This window comes from Paenibacillus sp. sg306046 (assembly GCF_059821225.1).
Genome location: NZ_JCAMRT010000007.1, coordinates 148,773 through 168,733, shown reverse-complemented (window position 1 = coordinate 168,733; position 19,961 = coordinate 148,773). Strand labels below are relative to the sequence as shown.

17 protein-coding genes are annotated in these 19,961 nt (G+C 57.9%); 6 read left to right on the top strand and 11 right to left on the bottom strand.

The features are described from left to right. Positions 1 to 7 precede the first annotated feature (7 nt). The gene (gene recQ, locus AC6ROY_RS09645) at positions 8 to 1,795 is read right to left on the bottom strand and encodes a DNA helicase RecQ (RefSeq protein WP_500100177.1); all 1,788 of its coding nucleotides are present in this window, start codon (positions 1,793 to 1,795) and stop codon (positions 8 to 10) included. Positions 1,796 to 2,298: 503 nt separating this feature from the next. Here recQ and AC6ROY_RS09640 point away from each other — a divergent pair. Continuing rightward, the gene (locus tag AC6ROY_RS09640; protein ID WP_500100088.1) at positions 2,299 to 2,847 is read left to right on the top strand and encodes a small multi-drug export protein; all 549 of its coding nucleotides are present in this window, start codon (positions 2,299 to 2,301) and stop codon (positions 2,845 to 2,847) included. Between the two features lie 205 nt (positions 2,848 to 3,052). Continuing rightward, on the top strand, positions 3,053 to 4,432 hold the full coding sequence (locus tag AC6ROY_RS09635) for a hypothetical protein (protein WP_500100087.1): 1,380 nt from the start codon (positions 3,053 to 3,055) through the stop codon (positions 4,430 to 4,432). 192 nt (positions 4,433 to 4,624) lie between these two features. Here the strand turns inward: AC6ROY_RS09635 and AC6ROY_RS09630 are convergent, their stop codons facing one another. Next, positions 4,625 to 5,299 (bottom strand): GNAT family N-acetyltransferase, encoded by a 675-nt coding sequence (locus AC6ROY_RS09630; protein ID WP_500100086.1) that lies wholly within the window; start codon positions 5,297 to 5,299, stop codon positions 4,625 to 4,627. Between the two features lie 378 nt (positions 5,300 to 5,677). Between AC6ROY_RS09630 and AC6ROY_RS09625 the strand changes: the two genes are divergently transcribed. After that, positions 5,678 to 7,696 (top strand): methyl-accepting chemotaxis protein, encoded by a 2,019-nt coding sequence (locus AC6ROY_RS09625; protein ID WP_500100085.1) that lies wholly within the window; start codon positions 5,678 to 5,680, stop codon positions 7,694 to 7,696. Positions 7,697 to 7,853: 157 nt separating this feature from the next. Here the strand turns inward: AC6ROY_RS09625 and AC6ROY_RS09620 are convergent, their stop codons facing one another. From AC6ROY_RS09620 to AC6ROY_RS09610, 3 genes are all read right to left on the bottom strand, one after another. Further along, positions 7,854 to 8,549 (bottom strand): YidC/Oxa1 family membrane protein insertase, encoded by a 696-nt coding sequence (locus AC6ROY_RS09620; protein ID WP_500100084.1) that lies wholly within the window; start codon positions 8,547 to 8,549, stop codon positions 7,854 to 7,856. Positions 8,550 to 8,598: 49 nt separating this feature from the next. Continuing rightward, entirely contained in the window at positions 8,599 to 8,865 is a 267-nt protein-coding gene (locus AC6ROY_RS09615; RefSeq protein ID WP_500100082.1) for a hypothetical protein, read from the bottom strand. A 95-nt stretch (positions 8,866 to 8,960) separates the two neighbouring features. Next, complete coding sequence (locus tag AC6ROY_RS09610; protein ID WP_500100080.1) at positions 8,961 to 9,437, bottom strand: cytochrome c biogenesis protein CcdC; 477 nt, start codon at positions 9,435 to 9,437, stop codon at positions 8,961 to 8,963. A 256-nt stretch (positions 9,438 to 9,693) separates the two neighbouring features. On the opposite strand from AC6ROY_RS09610, the gene AC6ROY_RS09605 reads away from it, so the two are divergent. Further along, the gene (locus tag AC6ROY_RS09605; protein WP_500100079.1) at positions 9,694 to 10,146 is read left to right on the top strand and encodes a DnaJ family domain-containing protein; all 453 of its coding nucleotides are present in this window, start codon (positions 9,694 to 9,696) and stop codon (positions 10,144 to 10,146) included. 117 nt (positions 10,147 to 10,263) lie between these two features. Here the strand turns inward: AC6ROY_RS09605 and AC6ROY_RS09600 are convergent, their stop codons facing one another. Further along, positions 10,264 to 10,884 (bottom strand): nitroreductase family protein, encoded by a 621-nt coding sequence (locus AC6ROY_RS09600; protein ID WP_500100078.1) that lies wholly within the window; start codon positions 10,882 to 10,884, stop codon positions 10,264 to 10,266. A gap of 99 nt (positions 10,885 to 10,983) precedes the next feature. Next, positions 10,984 to 12,393, bottom strand: a complete 1,410-nt coding sequence (locus tag AC6ROY_RS09595; RefSeq protein ID WP_500100076.1) for a sensor histidine kinase — start codon at positions 12,391 to 12,393, stop codon at positions 10,984 to 10,986. A 108-nt stretch (positions 12,394 to 12,501) separates the two neighbouring features. Between AC6ROY_RS09595 and yhfH the strand changes: the two genes are divergently transcribed. Continuing rightward, positions 12,502 to 12,681, top strand: coding sequence for a protein YhfH (yhfH, locus tag AC6ROY_RS09590; protein ID WP_500100074.1), 180 nt, complete (start codon positions 12,502 to 12,504; stop codon positions 12,679 to 12,681). A gap of 254 nt (positions 12,682 to 12,935) precedes the next feature. Here yhfH and AC6ROY_RS09585 read toward each other — a convergent pair whose 3' ends face one another. Continuing rightward, positions 12,936 to 14,150 (bottom strand): MGDG synthase family glycosyltransferase, encoded by a 1,215-nt coding sequence (locus AC6ROY_RS09585; RefSeq protein WP_500100073.1) that lies wholly within the window; start codon positions 14,148 to 14,150, stop codon positions 12,936 to 12,938. 169 nt (positions 14,151 to 14,319) lie between these two features. Between AC6ROY_RS09585 and AC6ROY_RS09580 the strand changes: the two genes are divergently transcribed. Then, the gene (locus AC6ROY_RS09580; protein WP_500100071.1) at positions 14,320 to 15,009 is read left to right on the top strand and encodes a DUF1361 domain-containing protein; all 690 of its coding nucleotides are present in this window, start codon (positions 14,320 to 14,322) and stop codon (positions 15,007 to 15,009) included. 60 nt (positions 15,010 to 15,069) lie between these two features. Here AC6ROY_RS09580 and AC6ROY_RS09575 read toward each other — a convergent pair whose 3' ends face one another. The 3 genes from AC6ROY_RS09575 to AC6ROY_RS09565 form a co-directional block, all read right to left on the bottom strand. Further along, entirely contained in the window at positions 15,070 to 15,945 is an 876-nt protein-coding gene (locus tag AC6ROY_RS09575) for a protein-glutamine gamma-glutamyltransferase (RefSeq protein WP_500100069.1), read from the bottom strand. A gap of 92 nt (positions 15,946 to 16,037) precedes the next feature. Further along, positions 16,038 to 17,357 carry a deoxyguanosinetriphosphate triphosphohydrolase family protein gene (locus AC6ROY_RS09570; protein WP_500100068.1) on the bottom strand — a complete coding sequence of 440 codons (1,320 nt, stop codon included), beginning with the start codon at positions 17,355 to 17,357 and terminating at the stop codon, positions 16,038 to 16,040. A gap of 296 nt (positions 17,358 to 17,653) precedes the next feature. Beyond that, on the bottom strand, positions 17,654 to 19,636 hold the full coding sequence (locus AC6ROY_RS09565) for an LTA synthase family protein (RefSeq protein ID WP_500100066.1): 1,983 nt from the start codon (positions 19,634 to 19,636) through the stop codon (positions 17,654 to 17,656). Positions 19,637 to 19,961: the final 325 nt, after the last annotated feature.

Genomic DNA, 19,961 nt, shown 5'->3' with positions numbered 1-19,961 from the left:
TCGCTGATTACTCCCGCGCCCCCGCGCGTTCCTTGAAAAATTCGATAAAATAAGTGCCGTACTTGAAAAACTTCGCTTCGCCGACTCCCTTGATCTTGAGCATCGCCGCCGGGTTGGTCGGCATCACACCGCACATCTCGCGCAGCGTGCTGTCCGGAAACACGATATAAGGCGGGATGCCCTCGCGCTTCGCGATTTCCGAGCGCAGCCGGCGCAGCTCGTCGAACAGTTCGGCCTCCACATCCTTGACGGCGGGCGCTGCTGCCTGCTTGCGGATGCGCTGCACCACCTTCGCCTTCTCCGGGCCCAGCACCTCCGACGCCTTGGCGGCCAAGCTGACCGTCGGATATTTGCCCTCAGCCAGCTGGAGATAACCTTCCGCGACCAGCAGCTGGATCAGGTCCACAATCTCCTTCTCCGTCCGCTGCTTCATCAGTCCGTACGTGGTCAATTGGTCGAAGCCAAAATCAAGCACCTTCTTGCTGCGCGAGCCCTTCAGCACCGAAGCAACCAGCGTCACCCCGAACCGTTCCCGCATCCGGCGTACACAGGAGAAAATTTGCTGCGCCTCCAGCGTAATGTCCGTCAGCTCCATATCGGGGCTGGCACAGTTGCTGCACTGCCCGCAGTCCTGCTCCAGCTCGCCGCCGAAATACCGGACAATATACCGCTGCAAGCATTGTGCCGTATGGCAATAATCGGCCATCTGCTGCACGCGCCGGTATTCCTGCTGCTGCCGCTCCGGCGCAGCCACCGACTGCTCGATCAGAAATTTCTGGATCAAAATGTCTTGCGGGCTAAACAGCAGCAGACAGTCGCTCGGCTCGCCGTCACGTCCCGCGCGGCCGGCTTCCTGGTAATACGCCTCCATATTTTTCGGCATATTATAATGAATGACGTACCGGACATTGGACTTGTCGATGCCCATGCCAAATGCATTACTAGCAACCATCACCCGCACTTCGTCGTACAAAAACTGCTCCTGCGCCTCGGCGCGCTCCTTGTCCGTCATCCCGGCGTGATACCGTCCGGCCGCGACGCCCTGCTTTTTCAAATGTTCGCACAGCTGATCGACTTCCTTGCGCGTCGCCGCGTACACAATGCCCGCCTCATCCCGATGGTCGCGAATATAGCCGGTCAGCACATCGCGTTTATTTTCCCCTTTCACCACGGTGAAGGACAAGTTCTCGCGCGCAAAGCCGGTCACAAATACGCCAGCATCGTGCAATTGCAAATGACGGATAATGTCCGCCTGCACCTGATCAGTTGCCGTTGCGGTAAAGGCCGCGATCTGCGGCCGCCCCCGCAGCTGGGACACCAGCTCGCTGATCCGCATGTAGCTCGGCCGGAAGTCATGCCCCCACTGCGAGACGCAGTGCGCTTCATCGACCGCGACCATCGGCACCGTCAGCTCGGCCAGCAGGCCGAGAAACCGCTCCGACTCCAGCCGCTCCGGCGCCACATACAGCAGCCTGTATTCGCCGCGCGCCGCCTTGCGAATCCGCGTCTCCACCTGCGCGTACGACAGCGAGCTGTTAATGTAGGTCGCAGGCACCCCGATGCTGTCCAGCCCGTCCACCTGGTCCTTCATCAACGAAATAAGCGGCGAAATGACAATCGTCGTCCCGCCCATCAGCATCGCGGGAATTTGGAAGCAGATCGACTTGCCGCCGCCTGTCGGCATAATGCCGAGCGTATCCCGCCGCGCCAGCACACTTGCAATGACCGGCTTCTGCCCTTCCCGAAAATCGGGATAGCCGTAATATTTGCGCAGCAGCTCGCGCGCCTCGTCCATCGGCAGCTGGCCGTGCCGTTGCTCCGGCTGCCCGTAAGTCTCCTCCGGCGGCGCTTCAAATAATCCATTCCAATCCATCTATTTGACCACTCCCTCTGGCGTCACCGTTACCTCTACCACTATCTGTACCTGTCACCGTTACTTGATACCGGCATCATCGGCATCCATTCCCGTTAACCTGCACAGCAATTTATTCCACCCCGCAAAGCTGTCCTGCTTATCCTACTGTCAACTATACCTAAAATTAATAAAAAGGAAAACTATCCGCGACGAAACCCCGCTCGGGGACATTCAGCAACCTTGTTATACTTTCTTGCTAAAATGTCAAACATTCTTTACACTACAAACGATCGGCATGATCGAAAAAGGCGACTACGCGCCCTTCCATCGTGCTAGCGCTCAAATTTGCCGCCTTCCGGCTGCCTGTGAAAGACCTGTTTTATCTGGAATCGCTGGAAGAGCAGCATGCTTCGAAACCATTTGTTGTGGGAGGCGAACTGCGTATGTTATTTGCACAGCCGGAATGGGGAACGTTCTGGCAGTATGTTTTGTTGTTTCTGCTCGCGGCCGCACCTTGGCTGGAAGTATTTCTGGTGGTCCCTCTCGGCATCGCCTGGGGCTTGCAGCCGGTTGCCGTAGCGGTCACGGGCTTCGCCGGCAATTGGCTGCCTGTGCTGCTGATTGCGTTGTTTTTCCGGCAGTTCAACACGTGGCGAGCGCGTCGCCGGGCAATTAAGGAAGGCCGCGATCCTAATGAGCCTGCGCCGCAAGCTGTAGATGTAGAGGACGGAAGCTCCAGGAAAGGCCGCCGCGCCCGCGCCATCTGGGAGCGCTACGGAATTCCCGGACTGGCCTTGCTCGCCCCGGCGATCGTTGGCACCGATATCGCTACGCTGCTGGCGTTGACCTTTGGCTCACGTCCGCGTTGGGTCGTCCTCTGGATGACCGTCAGCTTAATTGTATGGACAATCGCCCTCGCTGTCAGCACCGTATACGGCCTTGATTTTGTCGGCTGGTTCCAGGCGAAGGAAACGTTAAGCTCGCTTCGCTAATTTAGAGCAAACGACATGCGTTTAGCGCTGGACCTGCTCCGATTAGTGTAGCTCCAGCACGCCTTCAATGCTATCATAATAAAGAGTCCTTTCCCAAGGAGCCCGTGTAGCTTTCAGCTCCCAAGGTTAGATTAACATTACCGAAAAGCAGGCCAGAATCAGCCGTCTTTCGTTTGACTATCATTGACCCAAGGAGGTTTGTTTCATGCCGCCCAGAAAACAACAACCTGCAGATGCATCGGCAGACAACGCAACTGAATCCGGTACTTCATCCGCAAATAAAGCTTCGGCCCGCGCGCCCCGACGCCGTGCGGCCGCTTCAGCAGGCGAAGCCGCAGTCAAGCCGCAGCGCAGCAGCGCTTCGGCCGAGCCGACCGCGCGAAAACGTGCACCGCGCGGAGCCGCCAAGGCTGCGGAGGCCGTTGACGCCGCCGCAGCAACCGAAGCGGCGAGTCAGGCAGCCGAGCTTGCCGCTTCGGGCGAGCTGACGCAAGAAGCTGCGGCTTCGGCAGCAATCGAAGCCGCCCAAGCGGATGCTGCCGCTGTTGAGCGCGAGCCGGCAGCAGTTCAAGCTGAGCTGCAAGCTGGCTCAGCTGACAGCCCAACGGCCGCCGAGCCAGTCGCGGAAGAAGCCGCGCCGCCTGCGGCCGCTGACGCGGACAGCAGCGCAGCCCCGGCGACCGGCGAAGCCGCTGACGCCGAGGTTGCCGCCTCCAGCGACGACAACACATCCGCCGATCCGGCTTTCGAAGCGTCCAGCGACAACGCAGCGGACCCCGCCGCAGCCGAGGCCGCTCAAGCGTCCACGGCTTCTGCACTTGAAGAAGCCGCACCGGACGCTTCGGCAGCGCGCCAGGAGCAGCCGTCCGTGCAAGCGGGCCCGTCCGACGTCCCGACAGCTGCTGCCGTTGACGAGCCGCTGGCTGAACCAGCCTCCGCCGACCGCGCCGCAGGCGCAGCAGTAGCCGCCGCTCCAGCAGAGTCGGCTGCGACCAGCGAGCAGCCGCCTGCACCGACGCGCCGCAGACGCACCAGCCGCAAGGCTGCGGCCGAGCAGCCCGCTCCAGCGGCCCCGGCAGCAGCAGCGAACCAGCCGAAACGCAAGCGGGCAGCTGCCGGACGCCGCTCGGCAGCAGCTTCGGCGGCGACTGCTTCGGCGGAGGCAGCCCCGGTGGCAGAAGCGACGACGGCCCTCCGTAAGCGCAGAGGCCCGCGCAAACGGAGCGGGGCGGCCGCCGAAGCGAGTCTCCACGCGGCAGCGCCTACGGAAGCCCCGCTCAGCCTTTCGCCGGAAGCCGGCGCTTCCGTTCAGGAGGCGACTATCCAACCATTCGTCTCCGCAGACGCTTCGGCTGACCTGCTTCAAGAGCTGCTCGGCAGCGAGCTCAAGAAAAAGCAGCGCAAGCTGACGCATGAGAAAGACGATGTGTATATTCGCAAGGATCTCAAGGAAAGACTGGAGCAAGCCGCCGCCAACCGGAACAAAGGCTTCAAAACGCTGCTGCTCAACTACGGTCTGGAAAAAGCGCTTGATGAGCTGGAGCAAGCCGCGGCGGAAACCCGTACGGCCGATCGCGACGAGTAACGCAAAGCTTCGGCCTTCGTAACGCATCTAACGACAAACGCCTCCAATACCCGCATCAGCACGCGGGCAAGGAGGCGTTTTTATGCTTGCGCCATGGGATATGAGCGCAGAGAAGCTAAGGCAGGCGTCCTAAAACGAGCTGCCTTCCCATCTGCCGCATTTTCCAGGGCAAGTCCCTGTACAGGCAACGAGTTAAATCGGCAGCAGCGCCACTTGCCCGCGCGTCTTCAACTGCTCGATCATGCTGTACCAGGAAGCCGGCTTTTCGCTGAGAATCGCATAGTACGTTTGCAGAAATTCCGCCACCAGTGCGGCTTCCACAGACTGCGCCCCGGCGTCGTCGATCGGCATATAACAAAAATCCAGCCCGTGAACAGCTTCTCCGTCGATCTGCCATGAAGGATGCACGTACTCCAGCTCAAGCTTGAGGTAGCCGAGATGAGCCAGCACTTCGCGGCGAACGACGGCATTCATCGCCTTCACCCCGCCGAAGGCCAGCCCCTCCGCCAGCTCCGGGTTATAAATTTCAGCGAACATGCCGTTCAGCTTGCCGCCCGATTCCGCAGCGACCTGACGCAGATCGGCCATCCGCCGACTTGCAAGAAACGGCCCGATTCCTTTGCCGTCCTGACCAATAATCGTGAAATCTGTCATCGCGATGTGCAGCTCCGGGTAGTAGCGATATTCGGTCGCCCCCACAACGACGCCATCCTCGACTGCGACAAATACCCGGATACCCGGGTCCTGCAGCGGCTCAGCCCACAAGTCGTAAGCGAGCACTTCTTCCGCCGGAAACACCGTCTGCATCAATTGATGCATCTGAGCAAAATACGAATCTTCAATATGGCTAATGCGGTGGTATTCCAACCGTGATCGCCTCCTTTTTTTCTACAGCTTACCGTCTGGGAACCGTATAGTCAAACCAAGACGCAGCGGGCAACCCTATTGCTCAAAGCTTGTCACAGTCGGCAATCATTTGTTACGGAAATGACATCTGATTTTCATCTCCCTTTAAGGTTCGGAGCCTATACTAGAACTCGACCCCCTTTTAATTTATATAGATCCCTTAGGCCCGTTGCCTCCAGGCAGCGGGCCTCTTTCTGACCGCGCATCTTCCTTCGACACCGCTGTCCGCCCGCCCCCGTCGCCTCGGCTTTTGCCCCGTCATCGTCACTAATGGGAAACCGCCTTTTTACCGATATACTAAGTGATAGCCATATTCTTATAGGTAAAAGGGGAATTCATATGTCAGTCAAAAGTGGAAGCATTCTTCGCACATTGGGTTCACTTGGCTCCATGCGGCACACGGCAGGGCGAATTGTGTTATCCACGCTGCTAATTACCATCACCTGCATTGCGCTGCTTTCCTACATCTTGTACGCCTCGACGTCCAGGACGATACGAGGACAAGCGGAGATGCAGCTGCAGCTCTCATCCAAGCTGCTTGCCGGGGAGCTTGACACCCACCTGCTGGAGAAAAAAACGCTGATCGCTACCATAGCGGAGCAAAGCTCTACGCTTGACGTTAACCGACAAGCGCATTTCAGCTATTTGACCGCTGTGCAAAAGCAGCATCCCGAGTTTGAAAACCTGTTTTTCTCGCTGGACTTGACGGGAAGCAAGGCAGTAACAACCCAAAATGCCGAGGTCAACTTATCCGACCGCCCTTACATGAAATTTGCCCAGGAAGGCAAAGTCTTCATCTCGGACCCGGTCATTTCCCGAACAACAAACAACATGGTTATCGTAATCGGCGCGCCGCTCAAAAAGGACGGCAAGCCCTACGGATTTATCGGAGCGAGCTACGCGGTCGGACCCGCGGTCAAAACGATCAGCGATGCCCGGTTTGGTGAAACCGGACATGCGTTTTTGACGCTAGGCGACGGTACATTTATATCGTACAACGATCCAACTTACTTGTTGAAGAAAAAGCTGGCGGACCTCGAAAGCCCCCCGCTGACCGAGGCGCTGGCTGCAGCCATCAAGGGCCAGCCAAAGGCGTTTGACTACACGGTTAACGGCGTCGCTAACATGGCGTATATGAACATCACCGATACGAACTGGGTCGTCACCATGTTTGCCGAAGAACAGGAGCTCTTGAGGCCGGTTAAAGAGCTGCTGCAGCTTGTTTTGATGGTCGGAGCTACAATCGTTGTCATCGCGGCCCTGATCAGTATCTGGATTGCGCTGCGTATTGCGTATCCGATCCGGCAGCTGACGCAAGGCATCAATTTATTGTCCGATGGCGATCTGACTTACCGGATTCCCGTTAAAGGCAACTCGGATGTCAGCCTGGCGCTCAAATCCTTTAATGCGGCGGGTGATCAGATGCACAGCCTGATGAAGGAAGTCCAGCGCCTGGCGGAGCAGCTGACAGATTCCGCGAAGCAGCTCGCAGCCGGAGCCGACCAGGGCGCGCAGGCCGGGCAAAGCATCTCCGAGGCGATTCAGGTCGTTGCGGAAAGCAGCGAGCGGCAAACCGCCAGCGTGCAAGAAGGCAGCGATGCGGCCAAAACAATTGCCACGCAAGTCGATGGCATTGCGGAGCACAGCACCACAGCGGCTGCCATCGCAACGGAAGCGTCCGCCTTGTCGGATGACGGCGCAGCCTCTATGGAGCAGCTCGCGGGCAAAATGACAGATATGGAGGAAGGGATCGGCAAGCTCGCCGGTACCGTCCAGTCGTTAAACGGGTTGTCCAGCCAGATTGGAAATGTCGTCACCAGCATCAATGCGATTGCACAGCAAACGAACATTTTATCCTTAAATGCCTCGATCGAAGCTGCACGCTCCGGAGAAGCGGGACGCGGGTTTGCCGTCGTGGCCGACGAAATTCGCAAGCTCGCCGGACAGTCCATGGCGGCGGCCGAGCAGATCGCCGGATTCGTCCATCATATTCAGCTTGAAATCGAACGGACGCTGGACGCTTCCTCTCAAACCGTCTCCCAGGCTGCGGAGGGCCGTCTTGCCGGACAAGAGGCTGCGGAGCTGTTCACCCGAATCCGCACCTCGGTTCAGCAAGTGACACGGAGCATTCAAGGCGTGTCGGCAGCGGCCGACGATATTGCGACAGGCACAAGCAGTATGGTTGACGCGATCAGGCTGATCGCCGACTCCGCCGGTGAAACCGCGGCCGAGTCGCAAAATGTATCGGCAGCAGCCGAAGAGCAAATGGCCTCGTTGCAGCAAATTGCCTCGTCATCGGCCGAGCTGGCCTCCATGTCCGACAAGCTGCGGATGCAGGTTTCGCGATTTACGCTGTAGCTGCGATCTAGCATCATTCAGCTTCGCCGAAAACTTAGACATGCTATAATCTTAACAAAGAAGCTTCCAGTCCCTTACAGGGATTTGGAAGCTTCTTTGTTATCCAACTACTATATTCGTCCGTTAATCACGTATGCCGCCCCGCCTCCAAGCCAATTTAACCCGCATCAGCCGGCGCTGCCTCAGCCATACCTTTGACCAGCAGCCGCTTGCCCGGCTTCGTCCGGTAGAACAGTCGCTCCAGCAAACTAAACAACGTACCGGTGATCCAGTAAAGTCCAAGCGCAATCGGAGCCCGCCACATCATAACGAGTGGAAGCAGCATCAGCAGCACGCCCATCGTCACCTTCTGCCCGATCGGCATCACAGGCGCTCCGGGCAGCTCCGTCAACGGGATGAAGCTGACGGCAAAGCTCAGCAGCCCGGTCAAGACCGGAATCAGATGCAGCGTATCCGGTGCAGCCAGATGCGGCACCCAAGGTACAAGCAACGAAGTCATGGTGCCCCCATGGGTCAGAAATAACCCATACATGGCACTCAACACAGGCAGCTGCAGCAGCATGCCGGTAAATGGAACAAACGGACGGTACCCGTGGTGCTGGTACAGCTTGCCGGTTTCCTTCATCAGTTGGGCCGGGTCTTGCCCATACGTGTCCCGCAGCTGCTTGAGCTGGGGATTCAGCGCGGCCGAGCGTACCTGCTGCCGGGCGATGCTCAGATTAAACCGGTACAGTGCCAGCTTGACAAGCAGCGTAAGCGTAACAATTGCCAGGCCCCAATCCTGCAGCAGCATTTCCAATCCAGACAATACGTGAGCCAGCACATCAATAATCGGTTGAAGCCATGTGTACATGAAACCTCGCTCCTTTTCATCCGTCGCCTAGCAGGGACGGTTCAGCAGTCTAGTGGCGACCAGCTATGAAAAGAAGCGCAGGCTCCTCTTGAGAATCTGAAGATCGGGGCGGACGCTTGCACCGAATCAGTACAATCCGCAGCGTTGAATGCGGGCGCTCGCACGCTTTCAGAACAAGCGCACAGCACGCGGACTGAAGCGGAACCACATCCGGTCTGCTATAGCCCTGCGACTCAATCCACGGAGCGGCCACCCAGATCGTCAAGCCGAGCAGCAGCAGCAGCTGCATATCAAGCGACCATTCCAGCAAAGGCATTCCGCATTCCCCCTTTCTCCCCGTATCCATCCTTGCTTAAGGTTGAAGCTTTACTCAAGTCAGCATGCCGTCAGGCCCGGCCTGCCGTACCTCGTTTACTCCTCCGCCGTCTGCGCGCTCCGCTGCAGCTTGCGGAACTTAATAAAGCTCGCCACCCGCCACGGTACGACATAAGCAACCGCAATCAGGAAAAACAGCATGCCCAGCTCGGCCGGGTCCAGCTCCGACAAATAACTGCGCAGCCCGAGACGAAGCGCAATCAACGCTACCAGCGCGATCATAAACGCTTTGCTTTTCTTCGCATAAATCAAGCCGTCATCACGGCGTTCATAGTTGGTTGTCAAAATCATCGGCACGGACAGCACCGCTCCGCATAACAAGGACAACACCACTTCCTTCACCGACAGATGGAGCTGCGGATTGAGCAGCGCCAGAAAGCCCATACTCATAAACAGCATCGGCAGCAGCAATCTGTAGCCCTTGCCCCGAATCGGGCGGGATACAGCCTTCAGTCTGCGCCAGAAAATAAGCCCTGCAAAAACAACCATCATAACAACGGCACCGGCCTGCATCATTTCAGCTCCTTGGATTAAACTCTCTGTCTATATTGTAGCAAAATCTGAGACGCGTATCCATGGTTCTGCGGTTCGGATCACAGACGGCTACCAGTTTGACCTGCATCCGCAATCTCTCCAATCCTTCTGTATAGTGTGTTCGATCGACAAATGTTATTATTAGCTTAAAACGGAGATAGCCTGCCGCCGATTTTAACGGCGCTTTGCAATTGGGGGGACGCGCATATCATCAAGGAATACGGGAGGGATCACGATGAAAGATGAAGCCTTCGAAGCCAGACCCGCTCCGCTGCCGCGCGACGTGCTGGAGGACCGGGACGCGCTGGAGGCCCATGAGCGGGAGAAGCAAGGCTGGGTGGAGGACGCGTATCAGCAGTTCGTCCGCAAGGGCGGGCTGGAGCGACTCCCAGGACTCGGCAAGCCGCTTGCGGTGCCGACCGGCGACATTCTCGATACGGTGCTGCGCAATGCCAACGTGAAGCCGCCCTGGGTCATGCTGCGTCTGGAGATCGGCAGCTTGATGGAGCGCGCCCTTGCCCTGCTGGACAAGTCGGCTGAGCAGCCGGAGCTGGAGGCGACGTTATCGGACATCAACAAGCATATTATCGAGCTGAACAGCCTTGCACCCAGCCATATGCTGCATCGGCATCTGGTCAGCAAAGCGACGATTCGGGCCGAATATACGAGATGGTACGCCATGCGATAAGCATCAAACAGCCCCTGAAGCTGTCCTTGCCGGTGGTAATCGGCGGGCAGGACCTCTTCAGGGGCTGTTTGGCTAAATGGGGCGGGGCGCTTGCGCGCCGCGCAGGCTGCTATACTTTTAGAAACTTTCGTGAATTGTCTGCTGCTCCAGCGGCAGACGGTCCGTTGCGCGGCCCGGCTTGGCTGCCTTGCCGATCGGAATCATCACAACCGGAATGTAACGCGCAGGAATCGCGAACTGCTCGATCAGCGCCTTCGGATTGTAGCCGCCCATCGGAACCGTATCATAGCCCTTCGCTCTGGCAGCCAGCATCAGCTGCTGCGCGGCAAAGGACCCATTGCGGATTGCTTCGTCGCGCGCTAATGCAGCATTGCCTTCATATGCGCCGTCAATTTGCTTCTTCATCATCGCTTGAATTTCAGGTGTCGCCTTTTCGTACACTTGATCGGCTACCTTGTTGGCTTCCAGATCGCCGAGCACGACAACGACAGCCGCAGCATCGACAACCTGCTGTTGGCCGTAAGCGATCGGCAGCAGCTTTTCTTTGTTGGCTTGCTCGCGGATGACGAGGAAACGCCAGTGCTGCAAATTCCAGGACGACGGAGCCAACGAAGCCAGCTCCAGCAGTTCGTTCAATTCCTCATCGGACAATACGGTACCCGGTACATATTGTCTGACCGAATGACGGGATTGTAAAAATTGTTCAGATGTCAATACAGCTTCTGCTTGCTCGCTCATCTCTCTATCCACTCCTCAAAGCTTGATTTGCTCATATCATATCAGAACTAACTTACTTTTGTAAAGTTAATTATAAAAACATTTATCGAGACCGGACCATTAAAGCGGGATCAGCAGCGTAAATGAACTTCCTTTCCCCTCCTCGCTCGCCAGCGTCAGATGCCCTCCGAGCAGCTTGGCCAGCTCCATGCTGATTGACAGCCCGAGCCCCATCCCGCCATACTTGCGGTTCAGCGCGCTGTCCCCTTGCTTAAACGCTTCGAAAATCATCTGCTGCTTATTTGCGGCGATGCCGATGCCCGTGTCCCAAACCGTAAAGGCAACGCAATCAACGTCTGCTGTAGGTTCCCTCAACCGTCCGATATGCATACCGATCGAGCCTTGATTGGTGAATTTTAACGCGTTGGATACGAGATTGCGCAAAATCTGATGCACCCGCATACCGTCCGTGCGGATCAGGTCGGGCAAGCCTTCGTCCAGTCGCAGGTCAAAGCCCAGACCCTTCCGTTCCGTTTCCGCACGAAACTGATGCCAGATAATATGCGGAATTTCCGCAATGCTGATCTCCTCCAGCTGAATGTCCATCCGGCCCGCTTCTACCTTGGACAAATCCAGCATATCATTGACTTGGCGGAGCAGCTCCTCCCCGGACGCGCGGATGATGGATACATAATGCAGCTCCTCCTCCGTCCAGCGGCCCTCCTGCTGATCCGCCAGCAGCTGCGACAGCAAAATAACGCTGTTCAGAGGCGTTTTCAGCTCATGCGACACGGTCGCGAGAAACTCGGATTTGTACTGCGAGGCGAGCAAAATTTGCCGGGCCTTTTCCTCAAGCGCTGTCTTCGCCGCCTCCAACTGGTTGCGCTTGGCAAGCAATCGCTCATTAGACAGCTTCAGCTGCTGCATCCGCTGCAGCTCCCTGTAAAAGTCAACAAGCATAAACGCAAAAAAATAACAGAGCGCAATACTCCACGGCAGCGCAACCGGCAAAATGTCATACCAATACGTCTCAAACGGCACGACGCCAATCAAAAGTAAATTAACCGTATTCAGCAGATTCATGCCGACAATGGCTACACTCAGCTTCCACCAAAGCGACCTGCCGCTGCGCGCAAACCGGATTTGCAGCCACATGCCGGCCAGTCCGAGAATCGTGACGTTGATACACCCGACGACCGCTGCTTCACTGTACCCGAAAGTAAACCGGCTCAGCCCGATGCCGAGCCCAATCACCGCCAGCCAGCCCAGCTGCCGAAAAACAAACACGGCCATAATCAGCGGCACAAGCCGCATATCGAAGATGACATGCTCGCCGAGTCGCAGGCCAAATACCATCGTCACCCAGCCGGCAAATATAAACAGGCATGCCAAAACAGCCGGCCGGCTCCCCTCGGGAATGAAGCGGCTTGCCCCGAATCGCAAAAAAATATACTTGTAAATCAGGTTAAATACAAACGCCATGGAAATAAGCAAGCTAATATTTACGAAAAAAGCCTGGTAAAATGACATGCGGTTCCCCCGGTCCTCATTAACACGTTCTGGACGATAGAAAAGCGCTTACATTGCGGCTGCATTTGCGGTAGAATGGAACTATCCTATGGATAAGGAGTGATAAGCATGTTCATGCGTACGTCGGAATTTTATGAGAAGCTGCCCGCCAAATGCTGCAGCCAGTGCAACGAGCCACTGGAGGAACTCGCCGATTGCTACAGCCACACCTGTCCCAAGTGCCGCGGCATCACCTTTTACCCGCTAAGTCCCGTTACCGCCACCTACCTTGACAATCCCGAGCCTTAACCGACCGGCAGTCTGCTTGACAACCTTAAACGCCCCGGCGACGGGGCGTTTAATTATGCGCGGGCGTGTCCATGCAAGCCTGTACCTGGCTTTCCTGCACGGCGCAACGGCGCGGCTTCGGCGCGCAGCGGGCGATACGCGGGTGCAATGTTGACAGTCAACCACACCCGCGGGAAGCCGCCGCTCGGCTTGCCGTCCAGCCCCGTAAGCTCCGGCCTTCCGCCTCCCCTTGTTCGCCACGACTGCCAGCACAGCTACCATGCCTCGCGGACCGACTCCCGTACGGCAACCGCGCGGACCGACTGGCCCGCTCGCCCGACAGCGGGCAGCTCCTGCATCGCCTGCCATGCCCGGTGAACAGGCCTCGGCCGCCGCAGTCCCGCCGCCTGCCGCCGCATCGCCGCCAGCTTCTCCGCGTCAGCGGCAAGGTCCAGCAGCTGCTCCAGCAGCTTGCGCTGCCGGGAAGCAACGACGGCAACCCCCATGCTCGCCAGCAGTCCGGCGTTTTCTTCCTCCTGACCGGGAATCGGCTTATACAGCAGCATCGGCAATCCGGAGGCTACCGCTTCCGAGGTCGTCAACCCCCCGGGCTTGGTCAACAGGATGTCAGCCGCGCCCATCCACCGGTACACATCGTCCACAAATCCCAATATCTGCACATGCGGATTGGCATGCAGCGCCAGCTCCCGCTCCAGCAGCCGCTTGGCCGATTCATTGCTCCCGCACAAAAAAATGAGCTGCAGCCGCTCGCGCGCCAGCGGTGAACGAATGAGCGCCAGCGTCTCCTCGTCCATGAGCCCGCAGCCGCCGCCCATCACCAGCACCGCCTGCCGGTGCGGCTCCAGGCCCAGCTGCCGACGATACGTTGCCCGGTCTCCGCTGCGGGAGAAGCTCGTCCGGATCGGAATGCCCGTCACGCTGATTCTCGACTCGGCGATCCCGCGACGCGCAAGCGCACGGGCTACCTCCGCCGCGCCAACCAGAAATAAATCGGTATGCGGCTGTATCCATAACGCATGGTCCGCATAGTCGGTAATGACCGTAACCATCGGCACCGCGCAGTCGCCTTCAGCTTTAAGCAGCGAGACGGCCGCAGCCGCGAGCGGGAACGTGCAGATGATCAGCTCCGGCTGCTTGCCCTTGATCAGCTCCAGCAGCCCGGCACGACCGAGCCTCAGAAATGCTTTGGCAAGCAGCGACAAGTCGGTATGCTCCCGCGATCTGCGGTACAAGTAGCCATAGACGGCCGGCAGGCGCTCCACGCCTTTCAAGAACCCGTATCTCAGCACAGGATGCAGCAAGGGGTAAATGACCTGCATATAATCGACGACCTCGGCCTTTACGGCCGGCAGCTCAGGCGTGCCGCATACCTCCGCCAGCGCCCTTGCAGCCTGACGGTGACCATCGCCCAGATCGCCCGTCAAAATCAAGGCGCGGATCGGAGCTGGCCGCTCGGTTGGGTTAGACATGATTGCGCCTCCTGCATCGTCCATTTCGTCCTGAACTTCTCTATCCATTAATTTTACCGCAAAATCGGCATTTCGAAACGTCTGACCGTGAAAATTTCCATGCAGATGGGATTTCCCTGCCTGCTGTGGTAGACTGAAAGCTATATCTAGCGAAAGGAAGATCAAGCTGATGAGAGAGCTGGCCTGGGGCAAATCAGCCGCCGGTCTTGCCGGTCTGACCCTCGTATCCGTTGCTGCTTACATGACCTTGACCCATTTCAATCAAACGACCTACTATCATTTTTTGCTGTGGAACTTGTTTCTCGCCTGGATACCTTTTGCCTTCTCCTCCGGGGCATTGCTGCTGAACAGCCGTTTTTACCGGTTTCCGGCCCTGCTGCTCGCGCTGATCGGCGTCGTATGGCTGCTATTCCTGCCGAACGCCCCTTACATCCTGACCGATCTGCTCCATCTGACCATTTTGAAATCAAAGTATGTAGCGGGCAACTGGTACGCCTTCGCTTACTGGTATGACCTGCTGATCATTTTGCTGATCGCCTGGAACGGGCTGCTGCTCGGCTTCGTCTCGATATATCACTGGCAGTTCATCCTGCACGATCGGTACGGCGCGCCGTTGTCCTGGCTGTTCGTTGCCGCCGTCTCGCTTTTGTCCGCCTACGGCATCCTGCTTGGCCGCGAATACCGGCTGAACAGCTGGGATGTGCTTGCCGATCCCGACAGCCTTCGCCTCGCGCTGCTGGATAGCGTGCAGCCGCAGGCGCTCGCCTTCTGCGGCTTGTTCGGCCTGCTCCTGCTTGCCGTCTACGCCATGCTGTACCTGCTGCTGCACAGCACGGCCCGTCCGCGGTCCTCCTGGTGAGGAGCAGGCTGATCCTCACCGCACATAAACCGCATAACTACATAACCGCCGCTCGCGCCGTCAGCGTCCGCTGAACAGGAAGCCTCTGGCGCCGATGCGCGCCCGGACCGGGTACGGCCCCTCCGGGGCGGCGCTCCACCAGGGTCCCGCTCCATGACCGGACGCCGTCTCCATCCCGGCCTGCGGCCCGTAAGCATGCGGCTCGCCTGCCAGCACCTGCAAGTAGGCGAAGTCGGGAAATGTCGCTTCGTCCAGCAAATACGCCCCTTGTGTAGCGAACAGCACCCGATGCCGATTCAGCCGCGATATAATATTCGCCGCCGAGGTCACCCCGATTCCGTGGCCGAAATACCCGCCCTCCGGCATCACGATCACATTTTCCCCCTGGTATTGCATCCGGCGCGGGTCTACCTGCGGGTTTTTGAAATACTGCACATCGCCGGGAAAAGCCTCTCCCTTGCCCGCTGACGTAATCAGCTTCAAGTCGGCGTCATGATTCCACGAATACAGGTACAGACGGCCGAATGAGCGATCGAACGCTTCCGGGCCGATCGTGTCCAGCACAGCCTTGTACAAAATAATAATGATGGCCGTCGCGCATTCAAACGCATAATAACGGCCATTCCGGTAAATATCTTCGATGGCGAGAGACGGACGGACGCCCGGGCGCAGCTCGAAGCCCCCGTTAAACGTCCTTGTCCAATAACGCTCGTTGCAGCGCGACAGCTCAAACGTCTCGAACACAGCGCCGCTGTGCTCCAGCGCCCGCGCACTCGCAATAATCGCCGCCCGCGTCTGCAATTCGAACTTCAACGCCTCGGGCGAGACGTACTCAAACAGCGTGGGACTGCTGCGCTTTCTCATATAAATGTTCTGCTCAACACCCGACAGACCGGGCAGCAGCGGCGGCGCCTCCGCGCCCTGAATCGTGATCATTTAGGCAGCCCTCCTCCACTTGGGAATGGAGAGCCTTCGGCTCCCTCCCCGTACCATCCTATGCGGAGGAAACGGCTTTCAGGCCACCCCGATCAGTCCATCTCGTAGATCGAGCCGGATTTGCTGGCGAACAGCTCCGCATACACCTTCTCGGCGTACGCATCCGTCATACCGGATATATAGTCGGCGACGAGGCGGGGCCACGACCAGTCGGCAGCGTGCAGATCGTAATTTTCCACCCAGTCCGGAGGCAAAATAAGCCGCCCCTGCTCCGGCACGATAAAGCTGTCCCACAGCCTGCGAATCATAATTTCACTGCGCTTCTGCAGCCGCTGGACGCGAAAATCCTTGATCAGCGTGACCCAGGCCAGCTTCTTCAAAATTTCCATAGTCCGGTGCAGCTCCAGATCGCGTTGTCCGTCACGGACGAAGGTGATTTTTTTCCAGCCTCTGACCGGATCATCCATCATGCCTACCCGCCCGGCAAATATGCTGACCCAGCGCGCCTTCATCTCCCGGCGAGTACGTGACGGCTCGCGGTCGCAAGCCGCATAAATTTCCTCCCACTGCTCCAGATACGCCGTCAGCACCTCCTTGACCATCAGCGGAACATCGACCTGATCCCAGCCAACGTCAGAGTTGCCGTGATCATTGACAATTTCCTGCACAAGATGCTCCACAAGCCGGCTATCCTCGAAGAAGGAGCGGTTCATCTGAATTTTGCCCGCGCGGATGCCGTCCTCAATGTCATGCGTCGAATACGCGATATCGTCGCACAAATCCATCAGCTGCGCCTCCAGCGTTGAGCAGCCCGCAGGCATCTTCCATTGATCGCGCAGCAAGCCGATGCCATTGCCCCATTCCATCCCGTATACGCCCTTGAGCCGGCCGGGGTCGTCCAGGCAATACGGGTATTTATTAATCGCCAGCAGCACCGCCGCCGTCAGATCAAGGCCGCTCCCGCTCCCCGCCCGCTTCTCCAGAAACATCAGAATGCGGAAGTTTTGCGCGTTGCCCTCGTAAGCCAGCCCGTACTGCTCGGCCAGCAGATCGTTCAGCACCTCTTCTCCCTTATGTCCAAATGGAGGATGTCCAAGATCATGCGCCAGCGCAGCGCATTCCACAACAGACGGGTCCAGCACCAGTCCCGGATGCTCGCGGCGCTGCAGCAGCGGGTACTGCTTGTTCATCCGCCTTGCCGATTCCCTCGCAATCTGCGACACCTCGATGGAATGCGTCAGCCGCGTCCGATAGTAATCCCCACTGCCCGCGCCGAACACCTGAGACTTGCCCTGCAGCCGCCGGAAGGCCGGCGATTGAATCAGCCGCGCGTAATCCCGCTCATATTCATCCCGTTCTTCGCTGAAAGTGCCTTGAGCCGATTCATCCAGCCGAAATTTGCGCAAATCCATTCGTTTTCCCCCTCGAAAATGTCCGCACGGTCCGTCAGGCCGCTTGCCGTCATCCGGCCCGCCTGCTGGAGGACCGAAATGATTTTGCCCGCAAATTGTACCACACTTGCCGCAGGAAGCGGAAGCGGCCTCCAGCATGCAGGCGCTCTGCGGGGCCGTCGCATAGGGCAAGCGGGTTCGCGCGCGGGCAAGCGGCGCTTTTATAAGCTTGACATTGCCCCCAAGCTTTCCCCTGGACGACACGGAAGCGGTGCAGCATCCGCCTGCACCGCTTCCGTGAACAACTTGCGCCGTCTCTAATCCGCCGCAGCCGGCTCGTACGCTCCCGCCTCAGCTGCAGGGGGCGCGGAGCCGCCCGGCTGGCCGTCCGAGGACAGGCCGCCGAGATACTTCGCCACATATTGCTGCCCGAACATTTCATCATATTGCAGCTCCCGGTACACCTCGGCGTCGTCCTGTGCGGCAGGCGGCAGCTCACTGTACAGCCGGCCGTCCGACGACACGACCAGATTACGCAGCATCCCCGGCGTCTTGCGGGAAAGCTCCAGCTGGTAGGCCCATACCGGCGGCACCTCCAGTCCGGCAAGCTCCAGCATATGCGCGCCGAGGAAGGAGTTGCTGAGCGTCGGAACCTTTTCTTTAGGCATCTGGAAATTGGACCAGGTGACAAAAGGCACGCTTTGCATCTTCTTCAGCTCCTCCAACGACCATTGCTCCGAGCGGCTGGAGGAAATAAATCCGGACTGGGCGTACACGTCATAATCGTAGCCAAGCATCGGCAGATGGTCGCCGTAAAACACAATCATCGTCGGCTCCTCCGACTGCTGGAAATGGTCAATCAGCAGCTGCAAGCTGCGATCCGCATCCCGCACGCCCTGCGCATAGGTAGCAAGCGTGTCGCGGGCCTCATCCGTTTGCAAGCCGCTGACCTGGATGGCCTGATCGCCGTAACGCCGGTCATTGTAAGGGCCGTGATTTTGCATCGTTACCGCATAGATGAAGGTCGGCTTGTCGTTTGCATCCACCTCGCGAATGATGCGGCGGGACACTTCATCATCGGCGATAAAGGCCCCCCTGTACTCCGGCTCCTCGAAGCCGTCCTTGCTTATAAATTGGTCGAAGCCCATATGCTTGTAAACCGACTCACGATTCCAGAACCAGCCCTCGTACGAGTGGATGGCTGTGCTGGCGTAGCCCTGCTCCTTAAAATACGAGGCCAAGCTTGGCAGCGGCCGCGTAATATATTGCTGATACGGGACCGACCCCGCTGGAAGGAAGCTCATCGACTGCCCGCTGAGCACCTCAAACTCGACATTGCTCGTTCCGCCGCCGAATTGGGGAGACAGCAGGTAGCCGCTCGTATGCTGCTGCTGCAAACGGTGCACAGTCGGAAGCGGGTCCTGATCAAATGTCACACCCGGCAGCAGCGTCGGGTCCCAGAACGCTTCATTCATAATAAAAATAACGTTCGGCTGCTTGGCGGCTTTACTGCCGCTTCCCGCAGAGACGGTGACCGCCTTCGATTTGAAGCTGCCGAACTTCTCGTTCAAGCTTTCGGCCAGCCCCTTCATGGCCGTTTCGCTGTAGCCAGGAGGACGTTTGACGATCGTATTTTTCACATTCATCGTGAAGGCAGCGGCCAGTCCGTTTTCAGCATAATTTTCCGTCTGGTTCCAGACGATCTCATTAACCCCTGCCCGGTCGATCACCGTATGGGTCCATGCCGCACGGACGCCGAAGCTGTACAAGCCCGCGATACAAAGCAGCCCGAGCCCGAGCCGCATCGCCCAGCGCGGACGAAAGCGAGGCAACCGGGTGCCCAGCACAAACAGCATCAGCACACACAAGCCGACAACCGACAGCCGAAACAAAGCCTCGCGGCTTGTGACCAGCGGCAAAATGTTCATGCTTTCTTTATTCAGGAAAATATCCCATGGGAAAAATGGCTCGCCGATCAGCTTACGCTTGAAATAACTGATCAGCGCCACAAGCGACAGCAGCAGCGCGGTCAGCGCAGCAGCGCCGGAAATCGCACCGCATAACGCAAACAGCAATAAAAAAACGAGCATCACGAGCAGCCCGTTCAGCGCGAATATCTGAGGATGTAAGGAAATCCACGTCCACGTGTCGGACCACGACCCCCGATGCAAAAGCTCCGCGCCTGCGGCCAGCAACAACGGAAGAACCAAAATCACCGTGCATAGGGCGATGGTGTGAAGGGCAGGGGCAGCCGTCGATCGAATCCGGCCGGTTCTGCGCTTGTTAGAGGTTGTACGCAACCTGTTCACTCTCCTATCGGCCCGCTATGGAAGGCGGACATCATGTATTAACATTTTCTTAACCATATTAAGACATTGTAAACGCCAATACTTAAAGAAACCTGAAAATAACCTAAATCCTGATCCGCTTTTTTCACGCTTCCAGTTAGCGGACGCAAAGAAATCGCTCTGCCGCATCGGCAAACGGACAATGGCGGGCTTCGCAATAAGGTCGTAAGGCATTCCCGTAATCCTTTTTCTAATTAAAAAAGGACATCGCCTTGAGGGCGGAAAATGAGGCTGCTGCGCCAAATTTCCCGGTCAAGGGGATGTCCTTTTCATTCTC